The organism is Kiloniella spongiae (assembly GCF_001026905.1).
GTDB lineage: Bacteria > Pseudomonadota > Alphaproteobacteria > Kiloniellales > Kiloniellaceae > Kiloniella > Kiloniella spongiae.
The window spans coordinates 83,559-99,804 of sequence record NZ_LAQL01000007.1 but is presented as its reverse complement, the minus strand read 5'-3'; the positions used below and the strand labels follow the sequence as shown (position 1 = coordinate 99,804).

15 protein-coding genes are annotated in these 16,246 nt (G+C 44.1%); 6 read left to right on the top strand and 9 right to left on the bottom strand.

All coding sequences use genetic code 11. The annotated features are described in order from the left end of the window. Positions 1–104: 104 nt before the first annotated feature. A complete protein-coding gene (locus WH96_RS11780) occupies positions 105–3,137 on the bottom strand; it encodes an aminotransferase class III-fold pyridoxal phosphate-dependent enzyme (protein WP_047764382.1) in 3,033 nt (1,010 codons plus the stop codon). Positions 3,138–3,269: 132 nt separating this feature from the next. Between WH96_RS11780 and WH96_RS11775 the strand changes: the two genes are divergently transcribed. Further along, a complete protein-coding gene (locus tag WH96_RS11775; protein ID WP_047764381.1) occupies positions 3,270–3,725 on the top strand; it encodes an Lrp/AsnC family transcriptional regulator in 456 nt (151 codons plus the stop codon). A gap of 45 nt (positions 3,726–3,770) precedes the next feature. On the opposite strand, the gene WH96_RS11770 is transcribed toward WH96_RS11775, so the two are convergent. Further along, the gene (locus WH96_RS11770) at positions 3,771–4,169 is read right to left on the bottom strand and encodes a DUF983 domain-containing protein (RefSeq protein WP_047764380.1); all 399 of its coding nucleotides are present in this window, start codon (positions 4,167–4,169) and stop codon (positions 3,771–3,773) included. Positions 4,170–4,324: 155 nt separating this feature from the next. Continuing rightward, a complete protein-coding gene (locus WH96_RS11765) occupies positions 4,325–5,185 on the bottom strand; it encodes a GNAT family N-acetyltransferase (protein ID WP_053005868.1) in 861 nt (286 codons plus the stop codon). A gap of 110 nt (positions 5,186–5,295) precedes the next feature. Here WH96_RS11765 and WH96_RS11760 point away from each other — a divergent pair, with 110 nt between their 5' ends. Continuing rightward, positions 5,296–5,790, top strand: coding sequence for a DinB family protein (locus tag WH96_RS11760; RefSeq protein WP_047764379.1), 495 nt, complete (start codon positions 5,296–5,298; stop codon positions 5,788–5,790). 17 nt (positions 5,791–5,807) lie between these two features. Here WH96_RS11760 and WH96_RS11755 read toward each other — a convergent pair whose 3' ends face one another. The 4 genes from WH96_RS11755 to WH96_RS21380 form a co-directional block, all read right to left on the bottom strand. Beyond that, positions 5,808–6,968 carry a PA0069 family radical SAM protein gene (locus WH96_RS11755; protein ID WP_047764549.1) on the bottom strand — a complete coding sequence of 387 codons (1,161 nt, stop codon included), beginning with the start codon at positions 6,966–6,968 and terminating at the stop codon, positions 5,808–5,810. Positions 6,969–7,154: 186 nt separating this feature from the next. Next, complete coding sequence (locus WH96_RS11750; RefSeq protein WP_047764378.1) at positions 7,155–8,135, bottom strand: hypothetical protein; 981 nt, start codon at positions 8,133–8,135, stop codon at positions 7,155–7,157. A 59-nt stretch (positions 8,136–8,194) separates the two neighbouring features. After that, the gene (locus WH96_RS11745) at positions 8,195–9,106 is read right to left on the bottom strand and encodes a DMT family transporter (RefSeq protein ID WP_047764377.1); all 912 of its coding nucleotides are present in this window, start codon (positions 9,104–9,106) and stop codon (positions 8,195–8,197) included. Between the two features lie 201 nt (positions 9,107–9,307). After that, a complete protein-coding gene (locus WH96_RS21380; protein WP_053005867.1) occupies positions 9,308–9,901 on the bottom strand; it encodes a TetR/AcrR family transcriptional regulator in 594 nt (197 codons plus the stop codon). A 226-nt stretch (positions 9,902–10,127) separates the two neighbouring features. Between WH96_RS21380 and WH96_RS11735 the strand changes: the two genes are divergently transcribed. Beyond that, positions 10,128–10,520: a DM13 domain-containing protein gene (locus tag WH96_RS11735; protein WP_053005866.1), complete on the top strand. Its 393-nt coding sequence runs from the start codon at positions 10,128–10,130 to the stop codon at positions 10,518–10,520. 130 nt (positions 10,521–10,650) lie between these two features. Here WH96_RS11735 and WH96_RS11730 read toward each other — a convergent pair whose 3' ends face one another. After that, complete coding sequence (locus WH96_RS11730) at positions 10,651–11,583, bottom strand: threonine/serine dehydratase (protein ID WP_047764376.1); 933 nt, start codon at positions 11,581–11,583, stop codon at positions 10,651–10,653. A gap of 229 nt (positions 11,584–11,812) precedes the next feature. Here WH96_RS11730 and ovoA point away from each other — a divergent pair, with 229 nt between their 5' ends. From ovoA to WH96_RS11715, 3 genes are all read left to right on the top strand, one after another. Further along, positions 11,813–13,981 (top strand): 5-histidylcysteine sulfoxide synthase, encoded by a 2,169-nt coding sequence (gene ovoA, locus WH96_RS11725; protein ID WP_047764375.1) that lies wholly within the window; start codon positions 11,813–11,815, stop codon positions 13,979–13,981. A gap of 202 nt (positions 13,982–14,183) precedes the next feature. After that, positions 14,184–14,630, top strand: a complete 447-nt coding sequence (locus tag WH96_RS11720; RefSeq protein WP_047764374.1) for an Lrp/AsnC family transcriptional regulator — start codon at positions 14,184–14,186, stop codon at positions 14,628–14,630. A gap of 68 nt (positions 14,631–14,698) precedes the next feature. After that, positions 14,699–15,319 carry a LysE family translocator gene (locus tag WH96_RS11715; protein ID WP_047764373.1) on the top strand — a complete coding sequence of 207 codons (621 nt, stop codon included), beginning with the start codon at positions 14,699–14,701 and terminating at the stop codon, positions 15,317–15,319. A 20-nt stretch (positions 15,320–15,339) separates the two neighbouring features. Here the strand turns inward: WH96_RS11715 and WH96_RS11710 are convergent, their stop codons facing one another. Next, a complete protein-coding gene (locus WH96_RS11710) occupies positions 15,340–16,143 on the bottom strand; it encodes a substrate-binding periplasmic protein (RefSeq protein ID WP_047764372.1) in 804 nt (267 codons plus the stop codon). Positions 16,144–16,246: the final 103 nt, after the last annotated feature.

Genomic DNA, 16,246 nt, shown 5'->3' with positions numbered 1-16,246 from the left:
TGATTAAGCACTCACTATACTACTGAATGCGCAAACGAAAACCCAAAAGAACTTGAAACCGCTCAAGCTCCTTTGGGTTAACACATAACATCTCTTAAGATGGATCAGGCCTGACTAATCACAGCCATACAGTCATCAAACTCTTTCAGGAATTGATCTGCGTTTTCCATCGTAAAGCAAACCGGCGGTTTGATCTTCACGACATTGTCCAAGGGACCATCCGTTGAAAGTAGAATATTTCTTTCTTTCATAAAATTAACAACTTTGCTGGCCTCAGCCGTTGCTGGTTCCAAGGTGTCCCGATCATACACCAGTTCAGCCCCGATAAAGAGTCCCCGCCCGCGAACTTCACCGATGAGCGGATAGAGATCCATCATTTCTGTCAGGCCGTCCAGAATATGTTGCCCGACTTTTCCAGCGTTATGTTGCAAACGTTCATCCCGGATTACCTGTAACACTTCCCGCCCGATTGCACAGGAAACCGGGTTTCCGCCAAAAGTATTAAAATATTCCATACCATTGAAAAAAGCATCCGCAACCGCCCGGGTTGTAATAACAGCCCCCAGGGGATGACCATTTCCGATCGGCTTTCCAAGGGTAACAATATCCGGCACCACATCCTGAAGCTCAAAGCCCCACATATGGCTTCCGATGCGGCCAAAACCAACTTGAACTTCATCCGCAATACAAAGTCCACCCGCACTTCGTACGGCCCCATAAACACGTTTCAGATACCCATCTGGCAGAACAATCTGCCCACCACACCCCAGCAAAGATTCTGCAATAAAGGCAGCAGGTTTCCGCCCCTGTTTTTGTAATGCCTCTAGCTGTTCAATTGCCATATCAGCGTATTTCTCGCCACAATCAGGATCATCCCATTTTACCGAACCACGATATCCATCAGGCATCGGACAGATTTTCACATGATCCGGGCAGCCCTTGCCCCCTTTGCGATTGAACTTATAAGGGCTGAGGTCAATGAGAGACGTCAGGTTTCCATGGTATGCGTGATCAACAATCAGCATATCCTTCTGCCCCGTATAGTTCTGCGACAGGCGCAGCGCGAGGTCATTGGCCTCACTGCCAGAGTTCGTAAAAAAGCAAACTTCAAGAGAGTCCGGAAAGGTTGCTAACAGTTCACGCGCATAGTTGACAATATTGTCGTGCATATAGCGCGTATTTGTATTGAGAACAGGCATTTGCCCGGTGGCCGCAGCAACAACACGAGGGTGACAATGCCCTACATGGCAAACATTATTCACCATATCCAAATACTCTTCACCCTGCTCAGTATAGAGATACTGTCCTTCACCGCGAACAATTTTAAGAGGCTCCGCGTAAGACAAACTCAGGTTCGGACTTAAATGCCTGGCGCGTTCTTCACGGATGCTTTTAGGGCTTCTCGACACATCTCCCTGACATTTGCTTTTCATACCGAGAATGAGATTTGGACTTGGGCAAACAGATGACCAGACATTGATTTCGCTGCGCGCAGCCACACCGCAGACATCGTTTTCCATTCCCATCAGATCTAGCAAAAGCTGGAAATGAACATGGGGGGCCCAGTTTCCGTTTTCAGGATAGGGGCCGAGATAGCCGATTACATCTCCCTTCTTAAAGGCCTTGCCATCCTCCCAAAGCTCCAAAGATGTCCGGCTCAGGTGACCGTATTTTGTGTAGAATACCTGACCCTCATCTGTCTGGTGCTCTAGAATCACAACCGGGCCATAGTCATAATCCCGCGTGTTATCATTATGCACACGGACAATACCATCTAACGGCGCATAGAGCGGCTCATAGGCAGGAAGGAAGAGATCAATACCCAGATGAACGGTGCGTTTTTCGTCCGGATCTACTGTCTCAAAAAAGTCCCCTTTATACACATCACGATCTTCCAGATAGCTGCCAATCCCAACGGCAGTATCCGCTTCCTTCATCATAGCAAAGATAACATCAGTGGCTTCTTCAGCACTGCGGGGGATCCCCTCGTCGTTTACTGACAGGGGAGAGAGGTCGAGAACCAGTACATTTTCAGGCGAAAGATTGTGCTGGCAAATTGGTCCGATTTTATCGGCATTGGTCAAAAGCCACTGTTCCAGCTTCCGTGATCCGGCACAGGCCTCGTAACCACAGACGTCACGCAAACGATAATGAACAACCTGTGAATTGATTTGCTCCATCTTGAGCAGAAGATCCCGGATGTCTTTCTGGCTGATCAACAAATATTCGTTTTCCGGATTGGCTGAATATTGCTGGGCTGCCATACAGGATGATTCAGCTAGACGCACTCTGATCAAATCATAAAGAATGGCAAGCTCTTCTTCCTGAAGCGGATTTACCCTGTGATACCCCGACACAACATCGCAAATCCGTCCGACGGGATCCTTCTGGGCCAACATGGCATAGGCACAAGCAACAGCGACTTCGCATATCCGATGGCTTTGAATGAAATCACCAAAATCAATAAGACCACTAATCTCGCCCCGTTTATCCACGAGAATGTTGTAGTCATTTGCATCGTTGTGAATGATTTGCCGTGGCAATCGGCTCAAAGCACTCGCCGTTTCTTTTGAAAATTTATCCAGAATAGATGCTACGACATCGCGTATGGCGACATCCTCAATCAAGTCAATAAAAGCCGTGTGTGCCGATGCTTGAGCAATATCCCACAAAAAGGTTCTGTCGGCCCCGGCATGCATAAAAGATTTTAACGCCAGATCCATACGCGCCATCAATGCCCCAATTTGAGAGAAATCCAAATCCTGCGACTGTGCTACTTTATTCCAAACTTCTCCATTCAACCAGGTCAATGCGCGGATGAATCTAACCTGTCCGTCGCAATCCGTGATCTTATGGGTTGTCGTTTTTTTTCTGTTTTCAATTATTCTCGGTAACGGTAGACCAGCATCCTGACTTGCCAGTTCAATTAGCAACTGATCCTGTGCGTCCAACCAGCATAGATCTGTCTCTGGTGCATAGAGCTTAAGAACAAAGCTCTTATCCTCCACAGCATCCATTCGAAAGTTCTGATCCCTCTCACTTGGCAAGCTGTAAGCCTTTGCTGCAATACCATAAAACTCCTGAAAAAGAGCTTCGGCTTCACTTTCAGTATAAACATGGAGTTTATCAACAGACATATCATGCACCCTGTACTGCAGTTAATTATTTGAAAGCAGTATAAAAAAAATAAACGCCCACATCTTTCGCCATTATGCGCGTTTGATTGTTTTTATGACAGGTGCCTGATATTCTCTGCCCGGTATTTGCAATTGGCAGAAGATATTGGCATTTTGATGCGTGATTTAGATAAAACTGATCGCCAGATTTTACAGGTATTGCGTAACAACGCGCGCGAAACTATCAAAGGTATTGCGACACAAACCAATATTGCCAGATCAACTGTTCGCCACCGTCTGCAACGTCTCGAAGACGATCAAATCATTACTGGATACAGAGTAGAGCTAAAAAATGCATCAACCCGTGGTTTCCGGGCTTTCCTGTTTTTGAACCTGACACATACACCTGCAAAAGATTTAATCACCGAAATATCCAGTTTTCCGGAAGTAATCCGGTGTTATTCCCTGGCTGGCGAACCAGACCTCCTGGTCGAGGTCATGGCAGAAACCCCCGAAGCCCTCAATGATGTGCGCAACAGACTTTCTGCCAATACTGTCGTAAGCGAATTGAAAACATCTTTGGTTCTTAACCGAGAACTTGAAGCTTAGATTAAGAGCTTTTGTGATCAACTTTAAAACATCTTGAATTGAGTTTTACTTTTCGTCGCCCTCGACAACCAACCGACCTTCTTCGGCCTTGAAGAAGAACTGGCTTGCAATCAACCATCCTTTCAAGGGACGCAAAGGAAGAATACAGGTTAACAGTAGCAAGGGCATTGTTGTTAAGAGATGCGCCCAAATTGCAGGCTCAAACTTGACCTCGAACCAAAGGGCAAAGACAACAACAGGAATACAAAACAGCATCTGAATAAAAAAAGCAGGACCGTCAGCAGGATCAGCAAAGGAATAGTCAAGATCGCAAACATTGCATCCTTTGGCAACAGTCAAAAATCCGTCAAAGATTTTCCCCTCACCGCACCTAGGGCATTTCCCACGGGTACCTGTCTTCATAGAAGACAGTTTGGGATAAATTTTCTCTGCTGTATCGTGCATGTTAAATTCCACATTGTTTTTCGACATCCTGCTCAAAAAGAACGGGCCGATTTGTTATGGAATGATAAATAGCCTTTAATTACGCTTCATACGATAACAAAGTGACGCTTCACAACGTCGCAGCACATCTTACCCAGTATTATCTTACAGAATCACTATCCTAGCTCAAACGAGGTGATCCCGTAAATTTTCTCCAACGGCAGATCAATATTACCCCCCTTATACATTCTGGCCGTTTCAAAGCTTTGTTCAAGCCCGTAATGTTCTGCCAGCAATAGCCCATTCGTGTTATTTTCTGGTACATCCAGAATGATGTTACTGCCTTCAACTTCGGTGCATAAGGCATTGAAAATATCATTCGCCACAGTTGGATCAGCAGCAAATAAAGGGCCCGTTTTATAACCATCACAATAGGGTCGGATGAGGCCGTAACCTTTTATTTCCTTGCCATTGATTTTGGCAAATCCAACATGACCTTCTTCTCCGAACCAAGCCTTTAAAAAATTCTTACGCTCTTCGAAGAAACAGCCTGCATCAAAAGCGGCGATCTGTTCAAAAGGCAAGGATTTCACGTCAACAAGGCTTTTAGCTTTATTTCCTTCGGCCTTTGCCGTTCCTTCAAAGCGAATATTACGGTGTGCAAGCTTAAAGCCTGAACGAATGTAATTATCCTGTTGATCAACAACACCATCCAAGCCAATGACTCTGCCACTCAGGCTATCCAACGCATAGTCCCATATAGCAAGCCCAAAACCTTTTCCACGCCAGGGTTCCCTGACAATATAAAACCCAACAAACCCATAATCTTCGCCATATTTAACAGCAGAGATACACGCGATGGGCTCACCGTTTAATAGCCCGATAAAAAAGCCGCTTTTATCCGCCTGATAAAAACACTCAATATCTCTCAAACCTGGATTCCAGCCTTCTCCCGCAGCTAGATCGCATAAAAATTGAATTTCCTGTTTTTCGACAAGACGTATTTCAAAATGATCTTTGTTTATGCTGTCAGTCACAAAAAAACCTTTTAGATGAATAAATTACGATAATATAATATTGAAAAGATAACGATTTAACCACACACTACATAGCTCAACATTATGTCAAAAATTGGGATCCTCAGCACATGACGCCTAACGAACTTGCACAACTCGCCGAATATAATCATTGGGCAAATCAAACGCTTTACAAAAGCTGCTCAAAACTGTCAGAAGCAGATTACAAAGCGCAACGCCCCAGTTTTTTCGGATCAATCCATAACACGCTGAACCACATCCTTGTTGGTGACAAGATTTGGTTTGGTCGTTTCGAGGCCTCTCCAGAAAGCTTATCTTTATCCGACATCCTCTATCAAGACTTTGCCAGCTTACAAACAGCACGTGAGGCGGAAGATTTACGCATTATCAAATATGCTCAAAACATTGCTCAAACCACACTGGATGATAACCTTACCTATACCAATGTTGCCGGCAATACTCACTGCGACCCCATGAGCGCCCTTCTTCGACACGCTTTTAATCACCAAACGCATCACCGTGGTCAAGTGCACTGCCTTTTAAGCCAGACCGATGTTCCTCCTCCTTCTCTTGATATCATGTATTATTTGCGTGCTCAGGATTAAGTTGCTCTGAAGAAGCATCAGCCAAACAGGTCCAATTGATCAGAAGAAAGAGTTCTCTTCTTGCATTCGGTTTTCTTTAAATCAGGCGGAACTGTAAACTGGCTGACATCAAGATACCGCAGGGATCTTTTGTTCAATCCATAGCGTTTACGGGCCAAAGCAAAACGATCGGCAATCAATTGCGCAAAAACACCTTCACCTCGCATACGTTTTCCCCATCGCGCATCATAGTCACGCCCGCCCCGCATTGATTTCAATATTCCCATGACACGATTAGCCCGGTTTGGATAATGCAGACACAGCCACTCAACCCACAGGTCCCTGATCTCACCTGGTAACCGTAGTAAAACATAGCTACAGGAAACTGCGCCGGCACGCGCAGAAAGCCCGAGAACCCGTTCAATTTCGTGGTCATTTAACGCTGGAATAATCGGTGCCATTAAAACAGATACGGGTACGCCTAGTTCCGTCAGCTGCCGGACAGCATCAAGACGCTTAGACGGAGTACTCGCTCTGGGTTCCATCGCCCGTGCCAACTTACGATCCAGGGTTGTTACTGATATAGCTACAGATACCAGATTCTTCTGTGCCATCCGCTGTAGGATATCGGCATCCCGCATCACCAGATACCCTTTGGTGATGATACCAACGGGTTGATTAAAAGCTTCGCAAACCTCCAGAGCTTGTCGGGTAATTTTTTGCTCGCGTTCAATGGGTTGATAGGGATCCGTATTGGCACCAAATGCAATGGCCTGACACTTGTATGATTTTTTGGATAGCTCTTTACCTAACAACTCGGCAGCGGCATCTTTTACGTAAATCAGGCGTTCAAAATCAACGCCCGGTGAATGGCCTAGATAAGCATGCGTCGGTCTTGCAAAGCAATAGATACAACCATGCTCACATCCTTTATATGGGTTGAAAGATAGCTCAAAAGGTATATCCGGAGATTTGTTTTTTGAAATCACAGAGCGACTTGGGTCAGGAGAGATCTCTGTTTGCAATCTTTCACCTTCGTCCAGACTACCCCAACCATCATCTGTTCGCTCACGCTGGTATGATTCAAATCGTCCCATCCGGTTTGTTACTGCCCCACGTCCGCGACGGGCATCGGGATGAAGAATGCCCTTTGCAAGTCCTTCCTGATTTTCGGATGTTTTCTCTGTGATCTGTTCCATAATCAAAAAATACACTAAAGAGAACAAAAAGAGAACAACTTGATTGTCATAAATAATTAAAATTAAAATACTCAATATTTATCAATGTATTAAATAAAATTATATTGAACGTTTTTTTTAATTCCCTTACGAATCGTACTCGTTAAAAGAATAACGTTCAGACAATCATTAGTGCCTTCTCAACCACTATTTTCTTCTCAAGAGATATCCATACAACACGCCACCCACCATAGGTGTTAAATAGATTGGCACTTGATAAAGAGCTAAAAAAGGAAGTATTTCCTCTAGAAAAGTGATCGGGATAGCTGCCGCAACAAGTCCTAAATTTCTGTTGCCCGCAATCATCGCAAAAGACAAGACGCTCTCTCTTTTCACATCCTTGATTGAATTAAACGGGCGACAAACACGTCGAACCAAAATCCCGATGATCGAAAATAGAAATTGGGCACCAAAATTAGATGCAACAGCAATACTTAATAGAAAGAGCATATACAAAGGATCTCTCTCTATAATTTCAGATACACCAGCCATTGCCGTTGCCACAAACAGCACCATTATAACAGTGCTTATGCCATCCAGCTGCGTACCACTTTTTTTAATCCACTCTCGCCCTAAGACCTTTCGAACGATAATCGCAATCAGAAAAGAACTTCCCACGGTGATCAGTAATTTTTGAAAAAGTGCCCATTGATCAAAAAACATCTGATCCCCTAGCGTAATGCCGATAATCCAAGGTGCTGTTAGCGGAATAATTGCAGTTCCTGCCAAGGTGATATTGAACACCAATTCACCATCAAGCTTCAAAATATACGCAAGATTTGGTGCAGCCCCCAAAGGCGGTGCACAAGCCATCAGAACCAACGCGATATGGATTGGAGCTGAAAGGGAAAAATACAGCGCGATCCAATTCACACCCAAAGGAAAAACAAGCATTAAAATTAGTAGAGCAAGCGACAAAGAAATCGGGTTATTTAAATGGCCAATGACGCGTGTTAAATCGACCCTGATCATAGCCAAAGAGATAAGACCAATGATGATAAGCGTCATATAAGGCAACAACATCTTACTAACAGCGGAAGGCAGGTAGGCACAAAGAGGCAAACTCAGCGCCAAAATCAGAGAGGCCCTATTCCCAATGTCTGTAAACAGTTTGGATAGCAGCCTCATATAACCTCTTTATCTTTGATACCCTTTGATTATCAGATTTGTATCGGTCGTCTGACCAACTATTGGGAAGAAACCACCACAGGTTTACGTTTTTTTCGAACCGACAACCAAACTCCAAACCCGATTAATACAGCCCCAACAGCGTGATATATCTCCGGTTTTTCCCCAAGTAATAAAATAGCTAGCGTTGCGGCAAAAACAGGCAAGAGATGAATAAATTGCCCGGCCAAACTGGCTCCCACATGTTTAACCCCTTCGTTCCAGCAAATGAAGGCAACAATAGAGACCGGTACGCCCGCATAAAAGACTGCCAACAGGTTATCTGTTGTCATTTCCAATGGGGTAGATTCTATCCAGCCGGGTAAGTAGAGCATCGCAAGAGCCGCTTCACCAATAAGTACATTTAACAAAATGAACGAGAACGGTGATGCACCCGTCGGCTTCCACCGGAGCAGCAAAGAATACAAGGACCAACTCAACACAGCCCCAAGAACGAACAGATCCCCCTTATTCAAAGTGAGGTTCAACAGGTTTTCAGGATGTCCTCGAACGAGAAGTGTCAACACACCACAAAAAGAGATCACGATTCCAACAGCCTGTATTGACCGGATTCTGTCACCAAAAAACACAAATGACAGTCCAATAATGATAACCGGAATCATCGAATTAAACAGCGCAGCATTGGTTGCGGCCGTTGTTTGCAGCCCAAAATAAAGAAGCGTATTAAAGCTGGCAACACTCAACAGTCCCAGGATAATCATCTTCCCAATAACCGGTTGGAACAGATGCCAATCTTTTTTTAACGAAGCAACTGTAAAGGGGAGAAGGCAAGCAAGCGCAAGCGTCCAGCGCCAGAAAGAAAGTGTCAGAGGCGCTATTTCTGTTGAAACGGCCCGACCAACAACAAAGTTCCCCGCCCAAAGAAGTTGTGCAACTATCAAGAACAGAATTGCCCAGCGTTGAGAAGACATGCCAACCTCATTTTCAGGCGTTTTAGGGGATATTGCCAACGGTAAATCATCTTATCTATCGCAGACAAAAGGACGCTAAGGCATGGGATAGAGTTCAGCAAGGCATGAATTTAAAAAAGCCACAATTAAGGTTGTTAGGCTTTATTTTCCCGACAATTATTTAAGAGACCGTATAAGTTTGCCTAAACTATAAAGACGGCTTTATGTCAGCAGATCAAACTCGGCCAAGATCGTATTAATTGTTTTTCGTACATCTTCCGGTGCATATCCTGCTTTGACCATAATGCGAAGACCGTTGTAGGCAATATTCAATCCCATTGCCTTTTTTTGTAAAGCCTCTTCACCGAGATTCTTATGTCGAGTTGTATCTTTCAGGGCTCCATAAAATCCCTGTACCATTTTCCCCATCATATCCTGACAGGTCTTACTTATTTCCGGATCATGGGGGGCTTGATCAACAGCAGTATTACACAGGAAACATCCTCGGCGGTCATTGTCACTCTCAACAACAGCAACAACCGTTTCCAACAGCATCTGAATACGTTGCGCACCATCAGGGATATTTCTATCGTTTAAAAACTGCAAACCCGGTTCAATACAGTTTTTTTCGTATTGTTTCAACGCAGCCAGAAACAACCCTTTTTTATCGCCAAAAGCTTTATAAAGACTCCCCCGGCCAATTTGCATGGCTTCCAGAAGGTCACTGATTCCAGTCCCTTCATAGCCTTTCGTCCAGAAAACCTGCATTGCTCTATCCAAGGCATCCGCTTCATCGAACTCACGTGGTCTTGCCAAATCATCTTACCTTTTAAGCTTACTCATTTAATCAAATGATGCCTCTTAGATATTAGATCTCATTGATATAACATCATCATCACGCTTTTGTGTTTTGGACTGATCAGTTCCTAATACTATATTAGCTAGGAAGCCGGATCAAGTGTCCGATTGGGTAGTGATCTAAATCAGATAATGGATGGCTTGATTAAGACCGTTCAGTACTTCTTTATTGTGGAGATAAAAAATGAAACGTTTATTCAAATTCCTCGCCGTAGCTTTCTTGGCAGCAACAACTTTCTCAATCACATCTGCCCACGCAGGCGGTAGCGTTTCAAAAGGATCTTTTGAAGGCAGAAGCGACCACATAACCACAGGTAATGTTGAGATTAAAAAAGCAAGTGACGGCAGCTACATTGTCATTCTTGCGGATAACTTCTCACTTGATGGCGCGCCGGATCCCAAACTAGCCTTTGGTAAAGATGGCGTGGACAAAAGCACAATCTTCGCACCGCTTAAAAGCAAAACAGGTAAACAGGAATACAGCCTGCCTGCAAGTATTAACCCAGCAAACTTTAACGAAATTTATGTTTGGTGTGAAAAATTCGACGTTCCTCTTGGCGTTGCAAGTCTAAAGTAACCTAAACTCTCCCGAAGGTTACGGAATAGGCCGCTCCTCCCCCCGGAAGGGTCTATTCAAAAGAAAACGACTAACCACTTATTTGGTTAGTCGTTTTTTTTGGGTTTTCAGATGAAATCAAATAATTGCACTAAAAACCTGACAGCGAAGCATTGCCGCCACAAATCAAGACGCCAACCTTCTCGTTTTTGTCAGGAGCATAAACACCGGACAACAATGCAGCCAAGGCCGTTGCACCACCTGGTTCTGCAATTTGACGATAATTGTTCCAAAGGCAATCCTGCGCGGCTTTGACATCGGCATCGGTAACAAGAACCGATTGGTGGACAAAGTTTTGCCCAGCGTCAAAACCATAGTCACCAATCAGGCTAGCCCCCAAAGCATCCGCTGCAAGACCAGAGACAGAAACACTAACGGGCTGACCTGCATTCAATGCAGAGTGCAGCGTCGCTGTTCCTTCGGTTTCGACAGCAATAATTTTGATTTTGCCACGATACCAGGACGCAAGACCTCCAATTAATCCGCCGCCGCCAACAGCCACTAACAGACTATCAATCTCCGGTGCTTGCTCTTCAAATTCGAGGCCAGCAGTTCCCTGACCAGCAACAATTTCCTGTTGATCATAGGCATGAAGTAACTTGGCACCTGTTTCTTTCTGACGCTCAAGACACGCAACCAAAGCTTCAGAGAAATTTGCCCCAATAACATTAATCCGGGCACCATACTGTTCCAGCTTTGCAAGTTTTGCAGGAGATACTATTTCAGGTACAAAAATTTCGGCACGTACCCCTAGTTTATTTGCTGCGTAAGCAACCGCAGCGCCATGGTTGCCACCAGAAGCAGCAATGACACCTGTCGCCGGTACACCACCAGACAAGAGAGCATTAAATCCGCCTCTGGCTTTAAAAGATCCGGAGTGCTGCATCTGCTCTAACTTTAACGTTATCGAGACATCATCGACGAGTTCTCCGGCAGGTACTCTTAAAATAGGCGTACGGCGAACATGTTCTTTTATCAAATCGTAAGCATTCAAAATTGTCGATTGTGTAATATGTCCTGACACAGCTTTCACCTGAATAAAATAGCAAGAGATAGATTTCACCTAAAAGGCATAAGAAACACAACTTAAAACATTATGATTACTTGGTTATTTTTCAAGCCAGTTACCAAAATCAGAAAAACTACCGAAATTTATCACACTTTTGTTAGAACTGATGTAATCCCTCGGGCGGAAACTATATGTCTAATTTGTACTTGTTTTGTTCGCCAACAAATAAAATAGGGAGCCCGGTATGTCACCCGATGCCGTACACCACCAAGATAACAGTATTATCCTTTCAGACAGTAACTTACTAAAAACACATACGACCATTCTTGATCAAGGAAATCCGGAAGAAAAACGTCAGGAGATACTCGACTATTTCCACAAGACATTCAGCCTTTATGAAACGCTTTTTGAGTGCCTTAAAGGAGACAATGCTTTTTATACCCGGGCCAATTCACTGCGCCATCCCTTGATTTTTTATTACGGACATACGGCTGTTTTCTTTATCAATAAACTTAACGTTGCCAAATTTATAGATACTCGAATTGACGAAACGCTGGAATCAACGCTGGCTATCGGCGTCGATGAAATGTCCTGGGATGATCTAAATGAAAATAATTACACTTGGCCAACCCCGAAAAAAGTAAAAGCTTACCGGGATAAAGTAAGAACACTGGTTGACCACTTTATTCGCACCTGTGACCTTTCCGTCCCCATCAAGCAAACAGATCCTTTGTGGATCATTATGATGGGGATTGAGCACGAACGTATCCACCTTGAAACCTCAGCGGTTCTCATACGGGAACTTCCGTTGGATAAAATTCGTCCACACCGTATCTGGAGCAAGATTTGCCAAAGCAGTGGTGAAGCACCCAAAAATGATCTCCTCCCCATAAACGGCGGCAAGCTGACGTTAGGAAAAGGTCAAAACAACCAGCACTTTGGTTGGGATAACGAATATGGATATCATAAAGTTGAGATCAAAGATTTCAAAGCCAGTAAATATCTAGTTTCAAATCAAGAGTATTTTGAGTTTGTAAAAGACAATGGTTACGGTCGAGAAAATTTTTGGACCGAAGAAGGCTGGAAATGGGTTTCCTATCGCGAAGCAAAGGCGCCTGCCTACTGGGTCAAACATAACGGTGAATTCAGATACCGGACAATGCTTGAAGTCATTCCAATGCCTTGGAACTGGCCAGTCGATATCAACTACCTTGAAGCCAAGGCATTTTGCAATTGGAAGTCAGAGAAAACCGGACTCTCAATTAGATTGCCAACAGAAGCAGAGTGGTATCAGCTCCGCACACTGGAGCCTAACGATCAATCCACATGGCACAAAGCCCCCGGAAATATTAATCTGGAGCAGGAAATGTCACCCTGCCCAGTAAACAGAAATGAATTCGCTCAAGGATTTTTTGATATAATCGGGAATGTCTGGCAATGGACAGAAACTGCAATTGACGGATATGAAGGCTTTGCAGTACATCCGATCTATGACGATTTTTCAACGCCGACCTTTGATGGTAAACACAATGTCTTCAAAGGCGGTTGTTGGATTTCTACAGGGAATTATGCACTCAAAGATTCCCGATATGCTTTTCGTCGCCACTTTTTTCAATATTCAGGCCTGCGCTACGTCGAAGCACCAGAGCTCCACGAAACCGAGGTTAACATGTATGAGACCGACGATATCGTCGCACAATATATCGAATTCCACTATGGCGAGGAATACTTTAAGGTTCCGAACTTCCCCGTTGCCTGTGCACAAATTTGCCTGACACATACAAAAGAAGCTCGACGAGAAAGAGCACTTGATCTTGGTTGCGCAACGGGGCGTGCATCTTTTGAACTGGCAAAAGCATACAACCATGTTGATGCGATCGATTTTTCTGCCCGGTTGATTCAGGCCCCATCAGCACTACAACAAAAAGGAACACAACGCTACACCATCCAGGATGAAGGTGAGTTGGTCAGTTACAAAGAAATCAATCTGGATGATTTTGAGGGTTATCCAGATATCAAAGACAAAATAAGCTTCATGCAGGGAGATGCCTGTAATCTTGCCTCTAAATATACGAACTACGACCTCGTTTTCGCCGGTAACCTTATTGATCGGCTCTATGATCCCCAAAAATTCATTGCCTCAATAAAGGATCGCATAAGATCTGGTGGTTACTTGATCCTCGCATCCCCCTACACCTGGTTAAAAGACTTTACTGAGCGAGATAACTGGCTGGGTGGTTTTAAAGCGAACACCGGTGAGAACTACACAACACTGGACGGATTGCGCGATGCACTTGCTCCAGAGTTTGAGCTCACAGATCAACCCGTCGATGTTCCTTTTGTTATTCGGGAAACCAAGCGTAAATACCAGCATACGCTTGCAGAGCTTTCTGTATGGAAGAAGATATCCTAAGTAGCTTCATTCTTTTTTATTCCTCTAAAGCCCTGAAAAACTTTCAGGGCTTTTTCTTTATCTTCACACACTCCCCCAACAAATCGAGTCGAACAGGCAAAAACAATACAATTCTTTTGATTTACAAAACATATTCCTGAAAAAACTTAAATAATCAGGATAATTTATTGACTCACCAGCAAAATACACCCAATATTCTATAATGGATGAAACGGATCGAAAAATACTGTCACTCTTACAAAGCGACAACAAAACCTCGATGACCACTCTGGCAGAGCATGCAGAACTGAGTGTATCAGCGGTTAACGATCGTGTGCGTAAACTTCAAACCAACGGCACAATAAAAGAAAACTGCGCTGTCCTAGATCCAGGAGTTTTAGGATTAGAGCTTCTCGCTTTCCTTTTCATTGATCTCCACCAAGATGCCGATGAAGAGGCTTTTATACAGCAAATGAAAAGCCTTGTTGAAATACAAGAGCTTCATCACGTGACAGGGCAACATAACTATCTTGCCAAGGTTCGCGTCAAAAACACCAAAGGACTGCAAAGTTTCTTGTCTCAAAAACTCAAGCGACAACCAGGTATCGCTCAAACAGAAACTCTCGTTGTTTTACAAAGTGAAAAAGAAACAACAGCCCTTCCAACCTAATCGCCGCTGTAAACATTGGCCAAAACATTGTTTTCATTGGCTCAACAAACCAATGAAGAGATCAAACAATGTTAGCACTTATCCTCAAAGGCCTTCTAATGGGCCTTGCCATTGCCGCCCCTGTTGGCCCCATGGCACTTCTTTGCTTAAAACTCAGCCTGGAAAAAGGCATTAAATCTGGCATTGCGACTGGATTGGGAATTGCCATAGCAGACATGACCTATGGCATCGTTGCCTTACTGGGTTTCTCTGCCTTGATGACAGTCCTGCTGGACTATAATGAAACTATCCGTTTGATCGGTGGCGTTGGCCTACTCGCGCTTGCAATTCATAGTCTCCTGAAAGTGGAAAAAGGCAAAGAAGCTGCTAAATCCAAACCACTCCCCCAAAACATTGCATCAAAAGATCTAATTCTGATTTTTACTACGGCCTACGGCCTGACGATGACAAACCCAATGACCATACTGGTCTTTCTGGCGATATTTGCTGGATTAGGAGACGAGGTTTCTCACGAAGGGAAGTGGATTGTCGCTGTTGGAATTTTTTTCGGATCTCTGGGTTGGTGGATCGTTATTGCTTTCATCGGCAGCGTTTTACGCACACGATTGTCACCCAAAATTATCTCCACTATCAACATCGCGTCAGGCATCATTATTGGTGGGTTTGGTTTGTACATACTCTTTACGTAATCAAAGGGTAAGTAAGCTCCTTAATTGGATGGCGCACCCTCAACCGGTTGATATTTCTCAAGAAGTTCTTTGTATGCTTGACTTTTCAAAACAGTAGCCAAAGCCTGATTAAATTTTGCGACAAAGCCTGGAGACACAGATTCTTTACTCAGCATGAAGTGAACCGGATCAGCATTGAGTAAATGGGGTAAAGGCCGAATGGCATCTAAACGTCGCGCTTTTATGGCGTGATGATATCCCACATACATATCAGCAATGACCATATCCACACGGTTATTCAATAGTTGCTGGATACGAACCTCTGTCTCTGCGTTCAATCTCAATACACCAACATCAAGTGCTCGCTGCTTTTCTTCGCCATATTCGGGGCCATACCAGCCTCCTAATCCAGCCGTAATGCTTAATTTTTGATCGACTGCGTCCGTAAGCTTATAACCTTTATAGCTGTTGTAGTCGGAAGCACGAACAAACATCGCCACTGTCTCATCACGATAGGATTCCGAAAAATAGGCATAGGCTGAGCGTTCGACGGTGATCGAAGCCGCAGGCATAATATCCAGTGTTCCACGTTTCAAAAGCATTTGCGCCCGCTTGGAAGGCATCAAAAGCAAATTATATTCACAACCCATTTCAGACATAACTGACTTCACAACATCAATATCTAATCCGGTCAGAACTGAATTTTTGGGAATGTATTGATAGGGAATATAATTATTAGAGTAAGCAATAGAGTAAGATCTCTCACAACCAGCCGCAATAGTAACCTGCGCCCAGAAGCACGCAAAGATGCCTAGGAAAACAACGGAACACACGCGCGATTTCATCGCCAACCTCGTTAGATTCATCAGTCTTGCTGATGTTTTTAACCCTCTACCAAAAGAGTATATCACAAATAGGTTAACAACTTTTCTTTATTTTCTGTTTGGT